Below are 21,332 nucleotides of genomic sequence, written 5' to 3' on the forward strand. Positions count from 1 at the left end.
CTTTTTTTAATTTCACTGTTTCCCCCTTCTATGGACCTGTCACGAGTGTCGAGGTAATCGTTGCTTGGTATGAACCTGTGACAATTACTTTATTTGTTCCATCTACTGTAAGTTGCGCCGTCACAGCACCACTAGTTAATGCTCCATTAGCTCCTGTCCCACTTCTTAGAACAACACCATTTTGTTTAAAAATATTAATATTAGAGCTTCCGATAAGTTTTCCATCAGTACTGTTTGCTACCGAAATATAGAAAGCTGTGGTTGGCAAAACGATAGAGCTAGAAACTAAAGTAAAGTCAGAAATGGATTGTTGAAGAGAAAAACTTGTTGAGCTTCCAGACAAATTAACAATTCTAATTGGTGCATCTCCTGTTGCATTGCTATTAATTACTGATGCACTTGATGTTTGGGTCCCAAAATTAAAGTTTGGAGCAGTCAAACTCCAAATATTTGTTGTTGGAGCGGTAACATTTATATAGCCATTTGCTGTAGAATTTTGGCTGTCAATTGCTGTATCTGATGACACAGTGTTCTCAACAAAAATTAGAAAGGGGATACTAATAAAAATTAAACTAAATATGAATATTTTTGCTTTATTTATGCCAGTCATTCACCTACCCTCTTTCAATATATTGTCGTTTATAAATTACTCTGTAGTCTATATATCATTTATAACCTATTTCCTAACTTAAGTCTAATAAAACGCTTTCTCGTGTCTTTTGTGTACGAATAATAATACATTTATTTCAAATACTTATTAACTTTTATTTGAAAATAAAAAAAGCCCCATTTGGGACTGTTTATTTTTTTATATATTTTTTGTTGTAAAACTACGACTTTGCATCACCTTAAGAATTGCTGCAACTGTATCTAGCGAAGTAAAGAGAGGAATTCCTCGGCTGATTGCTTCTTGTCGAATACGGAAACCATCAGTGGCTGTTGTTAATGAAGCTCGCGTATTACCCATGGTATTGACAACGGCTTGAACTCGTCCCTGACGAATATCTTCAACAAGCGTTCCTTCCTCATCTTCTCCACCAGCAAGTTTTTCCACTTCGCGCACATAAAGTCCGTTTTCTTTAAGAAAGGCTGCTGTTCCTGCGGTAGCAACTAATGAATAACCAATTTCGGCAAAATCTTTAGCAAGCGCTAAGGTTTCTTCTTTATCCTCATCAGCGACTGTGAACAAAACTGAACCATAATCAGCCATATGAAGTTTTGCTGCTTCAAATGATTTATAGAGCGCTTTTTCAAGTGTCACATCTGAACCCATTGCTTCACCGGTTGATTTCATTTCTGGACCAAGTAGGCTATCTACTTTTGCCAATTTTGTGAAACTAAAGACGGGTGCTTTAACGTGAACCATATCAGGTGTAGGGGCAAGTCCTGCTTCATAACCTAAGTCTTTCAAGTTTTCACCTAAAATCATTTGGGTTGCCAATTGTGCCATTGGGATATTGGTAACTTTTGATAAAAAGGGAACAGTACGTGAAGCGCGAGGATTAACTTCAATCACATATACTTGTTCTTCATAGATAACGAACTGAATATTCATCATTCCTATGCAATTTAATCCAATCGCAAGGCGTTTGGTATAATCAACGATTGTATCAATGATAGCTTGAGAGAGATTTTGTGGTGGGTAAACTGCCATCGAATCGCCCGAGTGGACTCCAGCACGCTCAATATGTTCCATAATTCCTGGAAGAAGAACTTCTTTTCCATCACAGATGGCATCAACTTCACATTCTTGACCTTGCAAATAGCTGTCAACTAAAACTGGATGTTCTGGTGAAGCTTTAACCGCACGATTCATATAATCACGCAAATCTTTTTCATTATTAATAATTTCCATGGCCCGACCACCCAAAACAAATGATGGACGAATAAGGACCGGATAACCAATTTTGTTAGCGTTAGCGACCGCTTCTTCTTCATTTGTTGCTGTCGCCCCTGGTGGTTGTGGAATATCTAAATCTTGCAGTGCTTTTTCAAATAAATCACGGTCTTCAGCTCGGTCTAAATCTTCGACTTGAGTTCCTAAGATTTTGACTCCTGCTTTTGATAATGGCTCTGCCAAATTGATGGCCGTTTGTCCACCAAACTGAACAATGACACCTAGCGGTTCTTCAAGGTCAATGACATTCATAACATCTTCAAAAGTCAATGGCTCAAAGTAGAGTTTATCAGAAATAGAGAAGTCTGTTGAAACTGTTTCGGGATTCGAATTGATGACAATGGCTTCTTTACCCAAGGCTTGGATAGCTTTCACACAATGTACCGTTGCGTAGTCGAACTCAACCCCTTGTCCGATACGAATAGGACCTGACCCTAGAACGATTATTTTTTCTTTATCTGAGCGTTTAGATTCATTTTCCCATTCATAAGTTGAATAGAAATAAGGGGTTGAACTTTCAAACTCGGCTGCACAAGTATCAACCATTTTATAAACAGGAATTATCTTGTTTTCTTGTCTACGACGTCTAACTTCTTCTGGCGTCACATTCCATAACTTGGCAATTTCTCTGTCAGAAAATCCATTTTTCTTGGCTGTTTTTAGAAGTTCTGGCTCAAAAATATTTACCTTTAATTGATTTTCAATTTCAACGATATGAAGGAGTTTATCAAGGAAGAAAATATCAATTTTTGTCAAATCAGCAATTTCTTCGATTGGAATTCCGCGACGAATCGCTTCTGATACATAGAAAAGTCGGTCATCTTGTGTTTTAACCATTTTTTCATAGAGTTTTTCGTCATCAGCTTCAATCGCTTCAGTCATTTCATTATGGAAAACGCCAATTTCAAGCGAACGAACAGCTTTTAGAAGACTTTCTTCGATGTTGCGTCCAATTGCCATAACTTCACCAGTCGCCTTCATTTGTGTTCCTAAATGACGGTCACCATTTTCAAACTTATCAAATGGAAAACGGGCGATTTTTGCCACAACGTAGTCAAGGGCTGGTTCAAACATGGCATAAGTTTTGTTGGTTACTGGATTGATGATTTCGTCCAGAGTCATTCCGATTGCAATTTTAGCTGACATTTTGGCAATCGGATATCCAGTTGCTTTTGAAGCCAAAGCTGATGAACGGCTGACACGGGGATTCACTTCAATGACGCGGTATTCATAGCTGTTCGGATCAAGGGCCAATTGAACATTACAGCCACCTTCAATTTTAAGAGCACGAATGATATTGAGCGAAGCATCACGGAGCATTTGATATTCATTGTCAGACAGGGTTTGACTTGGGGCAAAAACGATAGAATCGCCCGTGTGGACACCTACTGGATCAAAGTTTTCCATGTTGCAGACAACGATAGCATTATCAGCAGAATCACGCATCACTTCATATTCGATTTCTTTATAACCTGCGATTGATTCTTCAATCAAACATTGTGTCACAGGTGAAAGTTTCAAACCATTTGCTACAATTTCACGGAGTTCTTCTTCTGTGTCACAAATTCCGCCTCCTGTTCCTCCCATAGTAAAAGCTGGGCGAACAATGATTGGATAGCCAATTTTGTCAGCAATGTTAATCGCTTCTTCAACTGTGGTTGCAATATCGCTGGCACAAAGAGGCTCATTGATTGATTCACAGAGCTCTTTGAAAAGTTCACGGTCTTCTGCTTGGTCAATAGCACTTAATTTTGTTCCTAAAAGTTCAACATTAAGCTCCTCAAGAATTCCTGTTTTTGATAATTCCATTGCCATGTTGAGTCCTGTTTGCCCGCCAAGTGTTGGTAAGAGTGCGTCAGGACGTTCTTTACGTAAAATTTTACTGACAAACTCTAAAGTGATAGGTTCAATATAGACCGTGTCAGCAATTTCTCGGTCAGTCATAATTGTTGCTGGATTTGAATTGACCAAAACTACTTCATAGCCTTCTTCTTTAAGAGCAAGACAGGCTTGCGTTCCAGCGTAATCAAATTCAGCGGCTTGACCGATAATGATTGGACCTGAACCGATAATCATGATTTTTTTGATATCATTACGTTTTGGCATTTGTTTTTCTCCTTTGTAGTAAAGCATAACTTCGTTGTAATTACTTACAAGCCGCTTCGCTCCTTGCGCCCTTTATTTTCAATCATAAAAAGTTAAAAATAAAGCAAAAACATCTGCCAGAAACCTAGCAGATGTGTCCTAATATGCCCTGACAGTTTACTGACAGAACTGGCCCTGTCCGCTTTGGTACTTATGGACCAAGCTACACCGCTCTTTTGTCAGTAACTTTTAAGGATAATATTTCCTGTTCACAACCTTGCTAGCCTCTCTGGACTAGATTAAAAGTTTTATTGTTTATTAGTTTAGCAAAATAATTGACCTTTTACAAGTCTCAGAGCATTTATGACTTTTAAAGTAATTTTTTGATTTCTTCTTCCATTTCTTCAGGCTCCGTTTTGGGAGCAAATCGTTCAATGACTTGTCCATCTCGGTCAATTAAAAACTTTGTGAAATTCCATTTAATCGTTCCACTAAGCGCCCCTTTGGCTTCCTTTTTCAAAAATTGATAAAGTGGATGAGCTTCTTTTCCATTTACTTTAATTTTTTGAAACATGGTGAATGTAACGCCATAATTCAACTGACAGAATTCATTAATTTCCGTATTTTCACCAGCATCTTGATTAGCAAACTGATTACAAGGAAATCCTAGAATCTCTAATCCTTGGTCTTTATATGTTTCATACAATTTTTCAAGTCCCTCAAATTGTGGAGTAAAACCACATTTACTGGCTGTATTGACTACGATTACGACTTTTCCTTTGTAGTCAGACATTGAAACAGTTTCACCGTTCATTTTAACGGCACTAAAATCATAAAAATTCATTTGTTTACCTCCTGGTAAATCTTGCTTATATAACTTATTCCATCAGAAATAATTTATAGATTTAGTTTTACTGACAGATGGCTCAGCATAAAAATTGATTGCTGTCAGTAACTATTTTACTGACAAGAATTCTAAAACTCATCATCTACTTTTCTTAACTAGTTTTAGTATATCAAATATTGATTTTTAAGCCAAGAACTTGATTTTTATGTTAAACTATTTTTATGAAATATAAAACTCGACGAAGAAAACCAAATCGACGTCAATCTTTGTTAAAACAGCTCATTTTTATTTTCCTAATCATTTTAGGAATATTTGCTTATAATAGAATTTTTAATAATCAAGTAGAAAAGCCCTCAGAAGCCCAACTTGAAGAAATTCGTGAACATAAATTCATCAAAGAAATTGCCCCCTTGGCTCAAAAATCACAAAAAGTAAGTCAAGTTCTGGCTTCTATTACCATTGCTCAAGCCTGCCTTGAATCTAACTTTGGTAAAAGTGAACTCGCTAGTAAATATCATAATCTATTTGGTGTGAAAGCCTCAGGTGATGTTCCTAAAGTCTCACTCGAGACTCAAGAGTACGAAAACGGTCAATGGATTACCATTCAAGGTGTTTTTCGCGTTTATCCTAACTTTGCTGATTCCGTTTCGGCTCATACACAACTTTTCCTCTATGGCACAACTTGGAACGCTAAACAATATGCTTCTGTTCTTAGCGCAACAGACTACAAAACTGCTGCTAAGGCGGTCCAGAGCTCTGGCTATGCGACTGACCCCACATATGCTGATAAACTTATCAATATGATTGAAACTTATCATTTGAATCAATATGATAAAAGTTCAACCATTTAAAAATCACTGACAGATTTGTCAGTGATTTTTTCTAAAATTTAATTATTTTTCAAAGACGCCTTTAACTGATTTAAGAATTTCCATACAAATCACAGCGATTACGGCAAGACCCGCAGCTACAGCCCATTCAGACCAACCAAAACTTGCTGGAATTGAAAAGATTTCTCTAAGGAATGGTAGTGTGGTCAAACTGTACAAAGCAAGACAGAAAGTTACAGCCATCAAAACATATTTATTCGTTGTAAAACCAAGTTTGAAAATATTTTGTGAATTTGAACGTGCAGCAAAAGTTTGCAAGGTCCGAGCCAAAATCAAAGTTGTAAAGGCCATAGCCACACCCATTTCAGGTGAAGTTTTTTGTCCAACATATTGAGAGACAATCGCCGCAATCCCAATCAATGAACCACGAATCAAAATAATTCTCATCAAACCATTGGCAAAGATTCCTTCATTTAATTGGCGAGGAGCTTTTTCCATAACATCTGGTTCTGCTTTTTCCATTCCTAAGGCAATGGCTGGAACAGAGTCATTGACTAGGTTTATAAACAATAGTTGCAAAGCAGTAAATGGATTAACCCAACCCACAATTAAAGCAAAAACAATCGCAATAATCGCTCCTAAGTTTCCAGAGAAAAGATAACTAATTGATTTTTTGATATTATCATAAACCACACGACCAATTGATACAGCAGAAACAATTGATACGAAATTATCATCAGTCAAAATCATACTTGACGCATCTTTTGCTACATCCGTTCCTGAACCCATGGCAATCCCAATATTAGCTTGTTTAAGGGCTGGAGCATCATTGACCCCATCACCTGTCATGGCAGTCACTTGATGTTCATTTTGCCAAGCGCGGACAATTCGGATTTTATTTTCAGGCGAAACACGTGCATAAACAGAAATCTTTTGCAAATTGTCACGAAGTTCATCTTCAGTAAGCGCATCCAGTTCTTGACCCGTAAGAGCCATGTCCCCTTCATTCATCAAACCAATATCTTTAGCAATGGCTTGCGCCGTCGTTTTATGGTCACCCGTAATCATAATTGTTTTAATGCCGGCTTTTTTGGCTTCGGCAATTGAATCATAAACGGCTTCACGAGGTGGGTCAATCATTGCTGACAAACCGATAAGAATCAAATCATTTTCGTCAGTAAGTGTGAGTTCTTTCTTATCATCACTGGCAGGTTTGTAAGCATAAGCCAAGACACGAAGTGCTTTTTGACTAAATGCTTCATTTTGAGCTTGGAATTTTTCTTTTAATTCTGGAGTAAACTCTTGTACTTTTCCATCTAAGAAAACTTGGTTGCAGCGATTAAAAAGTACATCTGGGCCACCTTTAACAAAAATCGTTTTCTGACCTTCAAAATCATTGATTGTGCTCATTAATTTACGTTCTGAGTCAAAGGGAAACTCAGCCAAACGTGGTGATTTTTCTCTTAATTCTTGATAGGGATGACCAATTTTATCACTATAAGCAATCAAAGCCACTTCGGTAGGGTCACCCAATGCTTGTCCTTCTTGTGAAAATGATGAATCATTACAGAGTACCATTGCATTAAGTAAGAGCTTTTGGTCTACTCGTGACAAGTCTGTCAGTTCTTTGCTACTTTCGGTTGGTAAGTAAGAATCAACAACTGTCATTTTATTTTGAGTCAAAGTTCCCGTTTTGTCAGTACAAATGATTGAAGTTGAACCTAAAGTTTCTACGGCTGGCAAATTACGCATAATCGCATGTTGTTTCGCCATTTTATTTGTTCCAACTGACAGAACAATCGTAACAACTGATGAAAGAGCTTCAGGAATTGCTGCTACGGCAACTGCAACTGCAAACATGAACGAATCAAGAATAGCTTTTTGCATATCAGCCGTTTGATTTGTCGTAAAGAGGCGAAGAATTTGTACGGCAAAAATCAAAGCACAAAGCGCCAAAATTGCCCAGCCCAATTGTTTCCCAAACTTTTCCAGTTTTTGTTGGAGAGGTGTTTGTTTGGCCTCAGCAGTTTCCAACATTTGAGCAATCTTACCAATTTCCGTTTGCTCAGCAATGGCTGTCACGACAAAATCTGCTCGTCCATAAACGACAAGGCTTGAACTGAAGACCATATTCTTACGGTCACCAAGTGCTGCTTCTCCCTCGATAAGATCTGAAAATTTTTCAACTGGCTCAGACTCACCTGTCAGCATTCCTTCTTCAACGCGTAAGTTTTGAACGTCAATTAAACGGCCATCCGCTGGAATGAAATCACCAGCTTCCAATGAAACAATATCTCCAACGACAAGCTCACGCGCAGGAATTGATGTTTTTTCCCCATTACGTAAAACTTTGGCTGAGGGTGCTGACATCTGTCTCAAAGCATCTAAAGAACTCTCTGCCCTTTTCGTTTGAACAACAGCCACCACTGAATTAATCATCAAAACAATGAAGATAACTAATGATTCAACGAATTCGCCTAAGAAAAGTTGGACAAAAGCGACTAAAAGTAAAACAATCACCATCGGGTCCTTCAATGTATCAATAAAAAGTTCCCAAGTCGAAGTTTTTTTCTTCTCTTTTAATTCGTTGAAACCATCTTCGGCTTGACGAAGTTCAACTTCTTTGGGTTTCAAACCTTCAAGTTGACTTTTAGTCTCCTTCAAAACTTCATTGACGGACTGATTGTAACGCTGCATAATGATTCTCCTTTATTTCTAACTGATATCATGAGAGGTCTTACAAAAAAAGACCTCTGCCAGATATCAAAACTGGCAAAGGTCTTGCTAAACATACATAGTATGTCAACAAAGCCGGTGAGAATCTCACGAATTGACGACTTTGTTTCGGTCTTACCGACGCTACTCCCCTTTGGAATATTTAAGTTACCCTCATTTTATTAAAAAAGGACTATTTTGTCAAGCTATTTTCTTATTTTTTAACTACAATTTTTCTGCTCAAGACTGACTTCTAATAAATTTAATCGCTTCTCGATTTTGTTCTTTTAAATCAATTCCTTGGGCTTTAGCCGCAAAAATACAACCACAATAACATTGACGATAAACATCGTATTCTTTACACATCTCAATGGAACGCTTATAGCCATTATTCTTCTTAAAATCACTCGGAAGATAATTCACATCATAAATTTTTTGAATATCAAGCCCAATTTCATTAATCAATTGACTGTCTTTTTTGGGCGATAGCGTTAAAGCACTACCAAAATAATCAAAACCAAGTTCCAAAGCTTTTTCAGCAACAATATCTAAACGCATTTCAAAGCAAGAGCTACAACGTTTCCCACCCTCGGGTTCATTTTCTAAATGTTTTTGACGTACCATTTGTAAAAAGACATTTGGTTCATATTCAGCAGCGATGAATTGAACGTTATTTCCTGTTCGCTCATTAAAATCTTTTACAAACTGTTCTTGTACCATCTTTCTTCTTGTATATTCCGTTGAAGGATGAATGTTTGAATTGGCAAAATAAATTGTAACATCAGCCGATTGAGTGAGATATTCTAAAGAATAAGTACTACAAGGGGCGCAACAAGAGTGAAGTAAAATTTTGGGGCGAACTGATTCTCGTTCCCAACTTTCACGAACTCTTTGAAAAACACGATCATAATTTATTTTTTGATTAGGATTCATTTTCTCAATGATATTTAAACTGTTTTCCATCATTTTTATCCTTACATCTCTCTATTTCTGACCATTATTATATCATATTTTCAATTAAAAAATGACCTCTTATAACAGAGGTCATTTATCGGTTATTATATCCTTTATATCAAAATCTTGGAAAATTGATAAATCTAAGAGATATTGGATAAGATAATTCTATCTATTTTCAAGCGAGCTTTCAATACCATTTATTGATAACTTTTGTTAATCACAAAAAATCTATTTATTAAAAGAACTATTTTGTCTTCTTCTGGCTAAAGTTTCGACTAATTTTTTGTTTTTGCTTTTTATAAAACAAGTAAAAGTCAAACTGGAAATTCCTGTTATTAGCCACGTTTCCCAACCATTATTGGCATTGAATCTAGCAAATATTAAAATTTCTTTGACCATTTCTTTCCAAAATTCTGTTACAACCTCTTCCAACTCTAAATGCGAATTGGCGTAGAAATGTGCACCAATAATTACTAAAAATAAAATAATCCAGCCAATAATATAAGTCCAATTCTTTTTCATTAAGATAATTGGACGTTCATACTTATCTTTTTTTCCTTCATCTTTAAATTCAACTTTCGAAGATTGCAACCAACCAATTAAAAATGATAATAGGAATAAAACAATAGCTACTATTATATTTTCTTCTTTCCAAGTCATTGTAATAAAAAACATCAAGGTTGAATATAAAGGCAAGACAACTAATTCTAACCTACTTACTTTTTCAAATTCAAATGAGTGTTTAGACAACCTAAAAGCCAAATAAAACAATAGGATATAAGACCCAATTCTTAACATAAATGCTCCTTCTGTATTCTATATTATATCCTAAAATTTCAAATGATTCTCAAACTTTTGAATGATTTTTATAAAAAATCTCAGTAAATACTAAAGCCATTTTTATAATTCAAAATTCATTTTAGTCATTTTTGAGTCAACTTACAATAAGTATTTAAATTCATAATTGATAATATAATATCTAGAACAACTTACAAAAGTCAATAAACGCTTTCTGTAACAGTGATTATCAGCTTTTTTTGCTATAATTATAGCTATGAATAAAAGTAGAATTGAGGCACTTACTGACGGAATTTTTGCCGTTGTAATGACCTTAACAGTTTTAGAATTTAAAGTCCCTAAAGATGGAAATCTATTTTCCCCAAATGTCTTACTCATGCTCCTTATCTATATCACTACTTTTGTCGCTTTGGCTTCAATTTGGAATTCACTCCATCATGTGATGACTTTTATCAAATCAAATAAGGTTGATGAGCTAATTCTTTGGTCCAATCATTGGATTCTACTCATTGTTTGCCTCTTTCCTTTTTCAACCGTTGCTCACGCAGAACATCCAAATTCTTTAACTGCAAGCATCGCTTACGTTTCGACTTATCTAATTCCTTGGATTAGTTTAATTATCTTTAGCCAGGTAATTTATAAACAGTATAATGAAAGCAGCACACTAAAAAAAAGGAATCAGGAGAGAATTAAAATCTTTTTAGTCTTTCTACTTCCCGGTGCCCTCTTGTCATTAGTTTGGTTATATGCTTTACCAATAGTAACCATTTTGATGGCTATAAATTGGGGCAGACATAGTAATTTTGATTAGGCGCATAAAGGCGCTTTTTTTGTCAGTAATTTTTTAATATAATTTTAGTTTTAAAGTAAACTGTCAGTTTATTGACTTTCAAAAAACTGACCTTACATAAAAGTAAGTTAAATGTTCACTTTTCTATATTAGAATAGAAAAGTAAAATATATTTATTGTGAGGTATTTTTTTGAAACAACGTTTTGGTTTATCAGGCTATCAGCTTAAAATAATAGCAATTGCTTTCATGCTACTAGATCATATTTATACGGAGGTGCTCGTTGGACTTTCTGGAATCCCCGATTTTTCTATCTTAGATATGGCCTCCCGCTTCGTCTCTCCTTTATTCTTCTTTTTAATGATTGAAGGCTATTTTTATACAAGGAGCCGTCAAAAATATCTAAGTCGACTTCTTACTGCTGGAATTGTAATGGCAATAGGAAATTTAATCACGCACTTTATCATGAATGCTCCGATTACTTTTTATACTATTCTTAATCCAAATATCTTTCTTAGTTTAGCAGCTGGTTTTGGAATTGTCTGGCTTCTTGATACAATAATTGAGAAGAAAAAATGCCTGCTCATTTTTCCACTTATTTTAGTTTCGGTTCTTACTTTATTTACGGAAGCTAGTATTTTTGCTCTTGTTTTTCCTTATCTCATGTATATTTCAAGAAAAACTGGAAAAAGTTGGATATTATATCTTGGAACTCTCTTACTTTCAGCTTTATTTCTCAGTCAAGCCCTGTCCGATGCTTCCATGACCTTATGGCAAAAGCTCTCTTTTAATCCAGAATTCTTAGTCTTTACTGTTCTTCCTTTTATTTACCTATATAATGGAAAAAAAGGTGGGACATCCTCAGCATTTGAAAAATATTTTTTCTATGGATTTTACCCAATACATATCTGGTTCTTATTCATCCTTGGTCAATTTCTGACTCAGTAGATACATGAGTTCTACTGATGAATATTAATGCTCACTCATTTGTTATTTAGGAGATAATAAATAAAAAAAACCGCTGATGCAACGGTTTTTTATTTTTGTCAGTAATTTAAGATGAAATTATACTGACAGAAAGAGTAAAATTAAGCTGATAAGAGCAGGGAGAGCTTGAACTATAAATATTTTTTTCGTAACGGTTAAGGCACCATAAATACCAACCAAAACAACAAAAATCATTGTCAAACTTAATACAGGAATACTTGCATTAATGATTGTCAAAGCAATAATCAACAAACCAAGTCCCACATTATAAATTCCTTGATTAGATAAAGCGACCTGTAATGTTTTATTTTTTAACTCTGCCTCTTCAAAACCAAAAGCCTTAGCCTGTAAACCGGTCGCCCCAAACATCTCGATATAACCAAAAAGCAAATGCTCCAAAGCCACAATAATAATAAGTATAAGTGATATCATAAAAATCTCCTTAATTTAAATTATAGCAAGATTATATAAATTAAAAAAATAAAAAAACCGGTAAATACTGATGAAAATCATTGTACTTACTGGTTTTATCAATTATAGAAAATTAAGAAGAAATCAATTTTCTAAACCCTCATTAAAATAATTATCCTTGAATAATCGTTACCGCACATGGTGCATGATTGACAACATAATTAGTTGTAGAACCAGCTAAGAGTTTATCAATTGCCCCTGCACCAGTAGCCCCCATAACAATTAGATCAATATCATTATCCTTAGCGTATTGAACAATTTCACGTTTTGGAGAGCCTGATAAAATTTGTGTTTTAAATTTGAATTCAGCTGGAATTATAGAACCAACTTTAAGTAAAATATCATTGGCCAACTTATCCAATCCTGGAGTTTCAACGATACCATAATTAGCGATTCCATAATAGCGAACTAAATCTTTAACGGTAAGTACGATAAGTTCTCCTTCAGACCATTGAGCTAACATCACCGCTTCCCGAACTGCGTTGTAAGACTGGTCAGAACCATCGACAGGAACTAATATTTTTTGATACTGTTTCGCCATAATAACACCTCCACCTATCTTTCTAATTTTATTATAATACTATCATCAAAAAAATGAAAGCGATAAGCAAAAAAATTAAATTCATTCAAAGCTTACACTTTATTTTTCTTACAAAAGAGTAAGTTTGTGTTTTTAAAAATACTGATAGAATAGACTTGTTATCTTTGGAAAGGGAATAAAATTTATGAAAAAAATATTAGTAGGACTTATAGCCGTCCTCTTAATTACTGGTGCTACTACCTATAGTTGGTACAAAATTAGCTATGGCGGCACAAGCTATTATGTTCAAATTAATAATGATGGTAAGAAAACAATAGAAAAAGGGCATGAAAATAACGTTTGGCACGGTTATAGCTACAAAGAAAAAGCCTATGAAAAAACTGGAAAAGAAAAAGTTTTAGAATTTACCTCTACACATAATCTTCGCAAACAAGCCTATTTGAAATTAACATACAATAAAGGAAAAGGTGTCACAAATTGGGAAGAAATTAAAAAATCCGAAGTCCCACAAAAGGCTTTAGACAATTTTTGAAAGATCATAAGCCTAAAAAATTAGGCTTTTTATTTTGATTTAAACAAATAAGCGCCCTGAATCAGAGGGCGCTTAAGAGTAAATTATGAAAAATATTTTGGAATGGTTTTATTATAAACCTGCTTTCTTAAATGAATAATAAACAAACAGAGATTAATCGAAAATAGAAAAAAATCCAACAATTATTCGCACATTTCATTATGGGATAATCTTAAGCTTTTGAGTATCTAAAATTTTCTCTTCTTTATCTACTATTGAAATAAAAACCTCAGATAAAACATCAATGGGTAAATTTGCAAGAAAATATTGAAATTCTCCCTCGCCAGGATTTATCGTAAGAATGGCAGTATCTACTCCATCAATCGTTAGAAATATTTTAGTGGCATTAGGCCCTCTATAAGTTCCTCTAATGAATCCATCAAGGTCAGAAAAAGGGCAATAATCCTCGACCGAAGTAATTTTATCTAGCTCTGCTGCTTCAACAACTAAAGCAATTGAAAATTCAAAACTTCCACCATTTTTATCATGATATAGATAGACAGTGAGAAGTTGTCCCTCTAATTGAGGTGGAATAGATAAAGAAAAAGTCCCATCATTGTTCACATTTTCTCGTTTACTAATCATCATATTGTTATTTGAAGCAAAAACTTGATAATCACTCCCTTTTTTACATACCCCTGTAATTTTGGTTTGACCTGCATGAACGGCATTTACCGAAATTAAACAATTTTTCAACTCTGGTTTCATAGGCTCCCTTTACATTTAGTAATCGTTTACAATTATATTTTAACTTTTTATCTTTGTTTGTCAAATACTACTAAATGTAATCAATGGATATCCTAAATTATCTTTTCATCCTTAACCAAAAACCTTTCATCACAGTTTAAAATATTTATTTAATTCTTCCAAACATTGGGTGGTTAGGAACAAATTGAATTAAGTCCCATAGATTGCCATAAAGGTCTTTAAAAACAGCGACTTTCCCATAGTCTTGTTCTTTAGGCGGCCTAACAAATTCGATTCCGCTTTCAATCATTTCTAAATAATCCCGGTCAAAATTATCAGTTCCTAAAAAAAGAAATACCCTTCCTCCTGCTTGATTACCTACAAAAGGGTCTTGAATGGGTTTAGACGCTTTGGCTAGTAGAAGTGTTGTTCCATTAGAACCTGGCGGAGCCACAACAACCCATCTTTTATTTTGTTCCGCTTGATAAGTGTCTTCAATTAATTTAAAATGTAGTTTTTGAGTATAAAATTCTATTGCTTCATCGTAATCCTTAACAACTAAAGCAATATGAACAATTGATTGTATCATAAAAGTCCTCCATCATTATTTGAATTATAGCATAAATCTTAAGCGCAAATCTTTCTTCTATTTGCCACTAATCCATTACAGTCTAACATATTTATTTTCTTTAAAAAATATGTTAGACTGATAGTTAAGCAGATTATTAGGAAATGAGGAATTTATTCTAAGTAGGACTTTTAGAATCATCTAAATATTAACCCGAAGAAACAGTAAAAATGTTCTTTTTGTGGTACTTACTTAAAATAAATCTACTCATAATCTGCTTATCTAACATAAAAATTAGTAAGAGGTGATTTTTCCCTCTTTTTATTTATCTTCAAGTATCTCTAGTTTTGAACATTTTTATTATCAACATTATTATTGAAAGAAAACTATGTTATTACTAAAAACAAAACGAATGATTTTAAGAAACTTTAAGCTATCTGATGCAGCGGCAGTTTATACATATGCCAAAAATCCTAAAATTGGTCCAATTGCAGGCTGGCCGGTTCATACAAGTATTGCAGAGTCGGCATCAATGATTGAAAAATATTTTCTTAGCCCTCATATCTTTGCAATCACTTTAATTGATAATCCCTCTCATGCCATTGGATTAATTGGCTTAGAATTAACAGATGAAGGAAATGGGAAAGATTTTATGAGTTCTGGTGAGGCTGAGATTAGTTACTGGATTGGGGAACCATACTGGGGCAATGGATTGGTTCCTGAAGCGATAGAAACAATCGTATCTCATGGTTTTAATCATCTCAACTTAGAAACAATTTGGTGTGGCTATAAAGATGGAAATTTACAATCAAAGATTGCCCAAGAAAAGCAAGGATTTAAGCATCGTCTAACGAAAACCGATATGTATAATCCGTATCTAAATGAAGTAATTATTGAGCACTTCACAAGTTTGACCAAAAAAGACTGGGAAAACAAATAACTCTGTTTATCACAACTAAAAATATTTAAATAACCCTGACTAAAGTCAGGGTTATTTTTATTGAGCTTCTTTGACCGCTTGGTCAGACTTTGCACGAGTATCTTGTACTTCTCGTAAAGCTTGATCGTTATCTTGTCCTGACTTTTGTCGTAAATCATTAAGCTGTTGATTCAATTGGGAAATCGTTTGATTTGCTGAATCAACTTCTTTTTGTTTATCAGCAACTTTTTGATTTCCTTCGGCAATTTTTGAATTAATTTCATTAATCTTTGCATTGATTTCATTTTGCTTATCTGTATTTGCTTGCGCTAATTGTGTCTGAAGACTACTTACTTGAGCACTTTGAGTGTCAACTGAACCTTTTAATGTTGAAATTGTGTTATTTAACTCAGATATTGTTTGGTTTTTTGTTTTAACACGATTTGACAATGTATCTATATTATTATTGATGGTTTGGATTTCTCCATGTCCAACCCAATAATTATCTGCCAAACTTTTGACACCAACACAGGCACTAAAAACTATAGCAAATGTTGCAACTGCTATTATAAGCTTTTTAATTTTCATTTTAAACTTTTCCTCATTTTTCCAAAATTACGCACGAGAAATATTGTATCATATATACTACATTTCAACAATACCAATCTTGATAAAAACTTATGATTTTAACTATATAAAAAAACTATAACCTTCCAAAATTCCTATAAAATAAACTTTTTTCGTTTCGTATTAATCATAATTGAATTCAAGAACATAGGCTATACCAATCTATTTTTTATTTTAAAATCATCAATATTTATTTAAAAATTCCCTACTCCAAGAAAAATGTGGCACAGGCGGCTTTTATCTAACTCAAAACATAAAAAGCCCTATTCTCTAAGGCTTTTTTCCAATTAGTTGATAAATTATAATATTTATAAACTATCTCATTATAAATCGAACTAAAAATACGTTTTTTCAAATCCTAAGAACAAGGTTTTACATCAGTAAAGCTATTACTAAAAAAATGATAATTATGCTTGCTACCAGCCCTAAAAGTAACAGACCGATAATTGTTCTCTTCTCTCGATTATTATTCATTATTAACTCCCAATTCAAGCTCCAAGTATCTACTATTCTTAAATTTTAAGAAATATGTATTTTTTTAATCTTCACTCAATACTGTGCCAAGTATAACACTTTAATCTTTAATTGCAACAAAAATACAAAAAAGCCACTCCCGATTGAGTGACTAAAGATGAAAGAGCGATAATTTCACTGAATCACCTTTAGATTAAGTATAACATTTTGATTTCTAAATACAACAGTAAAAATAATAATGAACAGTTCTTGATATAAATGACTATTCCTTCTCCTTTTTATGCGACATATTTATAAATCTTTTATTATTTTTAGTAAAAAAATAGACAAACTCGTAAAAATGTCTTTTTATTTTTTAACATAATATGTTAAAATGTATTGTATAACTTACAGGAGTTTTAAAAATGAAAAAATCAATCGTTGCCCTATCTACTTGTATACTATCTTCTTGTATACTATTCACTACTTTACCTTCTCCGACAAAGGCAGATCAACTTGATAATCTGTCGCCTGATACTTCTGTCCAAGCCGAACAAGAATGGTATGGTATTTCGACAATTGAATTTTTCAATATGGGGCTTGACTCTGGAATTATTGAAGTAACACAGGGGGATATTATTACTGGGACAGCAACTTTTGGTTATTATGGTGGTACTTCACTTACAGCTGACGATATAGTTGTCAGTTCTAACCTTAATTATGTCGTTATTTCTAATATTACTATTGATAATAATTCACATACCGGTACCTTTGATATTATGGTAGATACATCTAACATTAGTTCTGGAAGCGAAACTTTTCAATTGAATATTACAGATGCTTTCCCTGAAAATGATAGACATGTTACGCCCTACTCAATAACAAACATGATTCAGATTAATGAGGCTCCTGAGCCTGATCCAGATCCAACACCCGATCCAGATCCGACACCTGATCCAGATCCAACACCCGATCCAGATCCAACACCCGATCCAGATCCAACACCCGATCCAGATCCAACACCTGATCCTGAACCTACACCCGATCCTGATCCAACACCTGATCCTGAACCTACACCTGATCCTGAACCTACATCGCCCTCTATAAATCAAAATACGGTCAATATTCCGAAAGATTCTGTCACCTTAAATAAGGCAATTATCCCTAACACCGTAGAAAATAATATAAACACATTACCAGAAACTGGTGATAATGGAAAAATGAATATTTCTTTCATTTTAGCGGGAATCATTATGATAAGCTCAGCAGCAACCTTATTATACAAAATAAGATAAAAAATACTCAGTATTCCTGAGTATTTTTTTAATAAAGTTAATCTACTTACCAATTGCTCCTTGGTATATTATTGAGATAGCCTACGATAATAACTTTATAATTGTTTTATTCGTTCATTTTTTATAGATTATTAATAAAAAGGTTATTTTATAAAAAAGTTTGCAAAAAGCATTTTTTCTTTTTATAATATATTTATAGAAACCAAACAAATCAATAAATAGGTGACCTCTTAGATTAAAATAAACTAAAAGCGTCAGGGCATGTGCCAAAAAGAAAATGATTTCTCAATTTTTGGATTTGTTTAAATAAAAAAGAGCAATAGCTAAATTCTCATTAAAAGCTAGGTAGGAGAAAATTTATGAGTGAATTAAAACACATTGCCAAAGGCGCTAACGGTCAGGTAGAAGCGTATGATGATAAAATTGTCATTACGAGAAAGGGCTTTTTGGGTGTAGTTACCCAAGGACTAAAGGGAGATAGAACAATTTATTATTCTGATCTAAAAGGAATTGAGTATAAAAAACCAACATTTGTAGCAAATGGATACATACAATTTATTACAAGTGCTGAATTAGCCAATACTTCAAATGTAAGTATTCTTGGTGGTACAACTGGGAAAGGTGCAAAAGATCCTAATACTGTTGTACTTAGAGCTTTTAAGAAGGAAAATGTCGCACAATATATAGCGTTACATGATTTTGTAATGGAAAAATTTGAAGAAAGTAAAAATAAAAACTTTGTCACTTCAAATATTAGTACTGCTGACGAACTTAAAAAATTTAAAGAACTTCTTGATTCAGGCGTGATTTCCCAAGAAGATTTTGATACTCAAAAGAAAAAATTATTAAAATAAAAAATTCTACCTAATCTTTGGTCAAATGAAGTCCGCTTTAAATTATAAAGTAGTATCAAAGCTTTTATATATGTTGTTTGTCTATATTCGTTTATGCATAGAAAGATAAGCATCATAAGTATAAATTGATTTTTAACTAGCTAAAAATAGCTAGTTTTTTTATATTTTATTGGTCAATTTTTGAGCCTATTTTTATTAAATCGAAACTTATCATGTCAGAAATAAAAAAACACTCATTTGAGCATTTTCTTAGTCTATAGGATTCTATGATTTTTCCAATGTAGATAGTTTTTTAGGATTATGATATAAGGATTTATAAAAACTAGCCTTTCTTTTACAACTTTTTATTTCATTCATGATTCATGCTGGATTGAAACAGCGATCGACCGCTTAAAACGAATAGAGAATCTTGCTTTTTTACAATTTACAAACCTTAGTGATTGACACCTTATTTGACCATTGAGGAATCCATAAATGTTTGTGAAATAATCGTATATCTTGAGCTATCAGCACTATCAATCATTTCTAATTTTCCGTCAGCATTAACCCTGAACTCATTAATTTTAGTTTTGTTAGCAATTGCCGCTCCACCATTTGGATTTGCTGAGTAATCTATTTTTAAAACATCAGCATAAACTAAGTTATTTTCTAAATGAATATCGACATCATAAGTTACATTTAATCTAGGGTCGACGCCTTTGCTCGCAAAAATTGCATCTTGAACCGCTACCACCCAGTAGAGTATTTCTTTTTCATTTAAGCCTTTTTGATTAATTACCGGAAAAATATCCGAAGATACTTTCATTCCCGGATAATGTTCAAAATCTAAGCTTTCTAATGAACCATTATCATTTATTTCAAAAGTATTCCTTGAATCAATTTGAGCTGTTGTGACTTCAGTCTTTGCTACCATTCTACCGTTACTTTCATTATTAAAAACATAAATCCTTTCTGGGCGATTATCAAGTGGATTTTCTCCTTCATACATTGCAACCCATTGTTTAAATTGTAAGGCCGAGAGGTTTTTAGTATCAACTGTTGAGCTTTGTTGACTCGATTGTGTAGATTGACTTTTAGATGAACTGCTAGACTGAGATGAGTTCTCATTTTGTGAACTTTTTTTCGTAACTTTTGACGATTGCTCTATTTTAGAACTATTACTTGTATTAGATTTTTGTGAGCTGCATGCCCCCAGCGTCAAAAGTGCTGATACAGAAACTGTGATAATCGCAAATTTTTTCATAAATATACTCCTATATTTTATATTAATTTAAGAGTATCATATAAAATAACTTATCACAAACACTTTGTGATTTTTTATAAAAAAATATCAGGAACTGCTGACAGCCCTATTTAAGAGTTTTATTAGTTCATGTAAATAAAAAATAAAAAAAGCACCTAAACTAATAGGCACTTAGGAGTTTTATGAAAAAGTTTTATTTTTTGGAATATATATATTATAGCCTTCTTTTCTTAAATGAATAATAAAAAAGCGCCTGGGCTAGAGGCACTTAAGAATGAATCTTTTAAAAAGATTTTTGTACTGTATTTATTTTACCCTTTTTTCTCTTATTTATGAAATGATTTGTTTACAAAATAAAAATAGCTCCACCCACAGAGCATTAAGTACAAAGAGCATGATTAATTATGTACGTTGCTACTGTTGCCTAACTCGATAGTATTGTAAAGCTAAACATAGTAATATTTAAAATACAATTTTATCGATAAAAAAACCCTAAACAAAGTTAGGGTTAATTTTCTAATTTATTCGTATTTAGTTGACATTGTAATTATTATTTAGAATAAGCGTTAAATGCTATTCCTTCATTTTTCCAACCAGCTTTTATCAAAGAATCTCTTTCATAAGAACTCATTGTAAAGTGATGTGATCCAACTTTTGCATTTGGATTATAAAGACGATAAACAGGGACTCCAGTATTCGCTTTAGCAACTGGGAATCTAAATGCTGTTCCATCATTAGCCCACCCAACTGAAACAAGGCTCGCAGCTTCAAAATCACTTGTTGTGTAATGGTGATCACCTGCATTTGGGTTATATAAACGTTGCACAACTGGATATCCTGAGTATGGAGGTTCAGTTAATGGGATATAAAATGTGACTCCTTCAGATTTCCATCCCGCTTTTTCTAAAATTAGAACCTCCCAACCAGCAGGTGTAAGTAAAAGTTCACCTGAGTTTGGATTATAAATTCTATATAATTTTTCGTGAAGTGGCTCTGTATCTGCAGAAACTTGGTGTGCATTAATAACCCCTCCCATTATAAATGACATTGCTCCTAAAGCAACTAAAACTATTTTTTTCATTATATTCTCCTAGATATTCTCCTAACACCCACATTCATATATAATAAACAATAAACTAGTAAATATATTGTGGGGCTCTTGATAATTCAACGCTTCGAGTCTATTATTTTATATTAA

At 33.6% G+C, this 21,332-nt stretch carries 20 protein-coding genes; 7 read left to right on the top strand and 13 right to left on the bottom strand.

All coding sequences use genetic code 11. The features are described from left to right. Positions 1-28: 28 nt before the first annotated feature. The 3 genes from KW2_RS06765 to KW2_RS06775 form a co-directional block, all read right to left on the bottom strand. Positions 29-610: a hypothetical protein gene (locus KW2_RS06765; protein ID WP_021037401.1), complete on the bottom strand. Its 582-nt coding sequence runs from the start codon at positions 608-610 to the stop codon at positions 29-31. Between the two features lie 198 nt (positions 611-808). Beyond that, positions 809-4,003 (bottom strand): carbamoyl-phosphate synthase large subunit, encoded by a 3,195-nt coding sequence (gene carB, locus KW2_RS06770; protein ID WP_021037402.1) that lies wholly within the window; start codon positions 4,001-4,003, stop codon positions 809-811. 349 nt (positions 4,004-4,352) lie between these two features. Then, complete coding sequence (locus KW2_RS06775; RefSeq protein WP_011834996.1) at positions 4,353-4,826, bottom strand: glutathione peroxidase; 474 nt, start codon at positions 4,824-4,826, stop codon at positions 4,353-4,355. Positions 4,827-5,050: 224 nt separating this feature from the next. Between KW2_RS06775 and KW2_RS06780 the strand changes: the two genes are divergently transcribed. After that, positions 5,051-5,680 carry a glycoside hydrolase family 73 protein gene (locus KW2_RS06780; RefSeq protein ID WP_021037403.1) on the top strand — a complete coding sequence of 210 codons (630 nt, stop codon included), beginning with the start codon at positions 5,051-5,053 and terminating at the stop codon, positions 5,678-5,680. Between the two features lie 42 nt (positions 5,681-5,722). Here the strand turns inward: KW2_RS06780 and yoaB are convergent, their stop codons facing one another. The 3 genes from yoaB to KW2_RS06795 form a co-directional block, all read right to left on the bottom strand. Beyond that, the gene (yoaB, locus tag KW2_RS06785) at positions 5,723-8,356 is read right to left on the bottom strand and encodes a cation-translocating P-type ATPase (RefSeq protein ID WP_021037404.1); all 2,634 of its coding nucleotides are present in this window, start codon (positions 8,354-8,356) and stop codon (positions 5,723-5,725) included. A gap of 258 nt (positions 8,357-8,614) precedes the next feature. Then, positions 8,615-9,337: an epoxyqueuosine reductase QueH gene (locus KW2_RS06790; RefSeq protein WP_041168638.1), complete on the bottom strand. Its 723-nt coding sequence runs from the start codon at positions 9,335-9,337 to the stop codon at positions 8,615-8,617. 222 nt (positions 9,338-9,559) lie between these two features. Further along, complete coding sequence (locus KW2_RS06795; protein ID WP_021037406.1) at positions 9,560-10,129, bottom strand: hypothetical protein; 570 nt, start codon at positions 10,127-10,129, stop codon at positions 9,560-9,562. A 256-nt stretch (positions 10,130-10,385) separates the two neighbouring features. Here KW2_RS06795 and KW2_RS06800 point away from each other — a divergent pair, with 256 nt between their 5' ends. Together KW2_RS06800 and KW2_RS06805 are read left to right on the top strand one after the other, a co-directional pair. Then, entirely contained in the window at positions 10,386-10,940 is a 555-nt protein-coding gene (locus KW2_RS06800; protein WP_021037407.1) for a TMEM175 family protein, read from the top strand. A 170-nt stretch (positions 10,941-11,110) separates the two neighbouring features. Further along, entirely contained in the window at positions 11,111-11,866 is a 756-nt protein-coding gene (locus KW2_RS06805) for a TraX family protein (RefSeq protein WP_021037408.1), read from the top strand. A 117-nt stretch (positions 11,867-11,983) separates the two neighbouring features. Here the strand turns inward: KW2_RS06805 and KW2_RS06810 are convergent, their stop codons facing one another. Together KW2_RS06810 and KW2_RS06815 are read right to left on the bottom strand one after the other, a co-directional pair. Next, a complete protein-coding gene (locus KW2_RS06810; protein ID WP_021037409.1) occupies positions 11,984-12,337 on the bottom strand; it encodes a DUF1304 domain-containing protein in 354 nt (117 codons plus the stop codon). 151 nt (positions 12,338-12,488) lie between these two features. Beyond that, entirely contained in the window at positions 12,489-12,917 is a 429-nt protein-coding gene (locus KW2_RS06815) for a universal stress protein (protein WP_011676377.1), read from the bottom strand. 184 nt (positions 12,918-13,101) lie between these two features. On the opposite strand from KW2_RS06815, the gene KW2_RS06820 reads away from it, so the two are divergent. Beyond that, positions 13,102-13,449: a YxeA family protein gene (locus KW2_RS06820; RefSeq protein WP_021037410.1), complete on the top strand. Its 348-nt coding sequence runs from the start codon at positions 13,102-13,104 to the stop codon at positions 13,447-13,449. Positions 13,450-13,647: 198 nt separating this feature from the next. Here the strand turns inward: KW2_RS06820 and KW2_RS06825 are convergent, their stop codons facing one another. Together KW2_RS06825 and KW2_RS06830 are read right to left on the bottom strand one after the other, a co-directional pair. Beyond that, entirely contained in the window at positions 13,648-14,196 is a 549-nt protein-coding gene (locus KW2_RS06825) for an immunoglobulin-like domain-containing protein (protein WP_021037411.1), read from the bottom strand. 145 nt (positions 14,197-14,341) lie between these two features. Continuing rightward, the gene (locus tag KW2_RS06830) at positions 14,342-14,764 is read right to left on the bottom strand and encodes a VOC family protein (protein WP_021037412.1); all 423 of its coding nucleotides are present in this window, start codon (positions 14,762-14,764) and stop codon (positions 14,342-14,344) included. A 367-nt stretch (positions 14,765-15,131) separates the two neighbouring features. Here KW2_RS06830 and KW2_RS06835 point away from each other — a divergent pair, with 367 nt between their 5' ends. Continuing rightward, a complete protein-coding gene (locus tag KW2_RS06835) occupies positions 15,132-15,683 on the top strand; it encodes a GNAT family N-acetyltransferase (RefSeq protein ID WP_021037413.1) in 552 nt (183 codons plus the stop codon). A 57-nt stretch (positions 15,684-15,740) separates the two neighbouring features. Here KW2_RS06835 and KW2_RS06840 read toward each other — a convergent pair whose 3' ends face one another. Continuing rightward, positions 15,741-16,250: a hypothetical protein gene (locus KW2_RS06840; protein WP_021037414.1), complete on the bottom strand. Its 510-nt coding sequence runs from the start codon at positions 16,248-16,250 to the stop codon at positions 15,741-15,743. 917 nt (positions 16,251-17,167) lie between these two features. Here KW2_RS06840 and KW2_RS06845 point away from each other — a divergent pair. Both KW2_RS06845 and KW2_RS11795 read left to right on the top strand, forming a co-directional pair. Then, positions 17,168-18,037, top strand: coding sequence for an LPXTG cell wall anchor domain-containing protein (locus KW2_RS06845; protein WP_021037415.1), 870 nt, complete (start codon positions 17,168-17,170; stop codon positions 18,035-18,037). Positions 18,038-18,396: 359 nt separating this feature from the next. Continuing rightward, on the top strand, positions 18,397-18,891 hold the full coding sequence (locus KW2_RS11795; RefSeq protein ID WP_021037416.1) for a DUF4429 domain-containing protein: 495 nt from the start codon (positions 18,397-18,399) through the stop codon (positions 18,889-18,891). Between the two features lie 448 nt (positions 18,892-19,339). Here the strand turns inward: KW2_RS11795 and KW2_RS06855 are convergent, their stop codons facing one another. Next, entirely contained in the window at positions 19,340-20,134 is a 795-nt protein-coding gene (locus KW2_RS06855) for a hypothetical protein (RefSeq protein WP_021037417.1), read from the bottom strand. Between the two features lie 550 nt (positions 20,135-20,684). After that, on the bottom strand, positions 20,685-21,215 hold the full coding sequence (locus tag KW2_RS06860) for a hypothetical protein (RefSeq protein ID WP_021037418.1): 531 nt from the start codon (positions 21,213-21,215) through the stop codon (positions 20,685-20,687). Positions 21,216-21,332 lie beyond the last annotated feature (117 nt).

Source organism: Lactococcus cremoris subsp. cremoris KW2 (assembly GCF_000468955.1).
Classification (GTDB): Bacteria; Bacillota; Bacilli; order Lactobacillales; family Streptococcaceae; genus Lactococcus; species Lactococcus cremoris.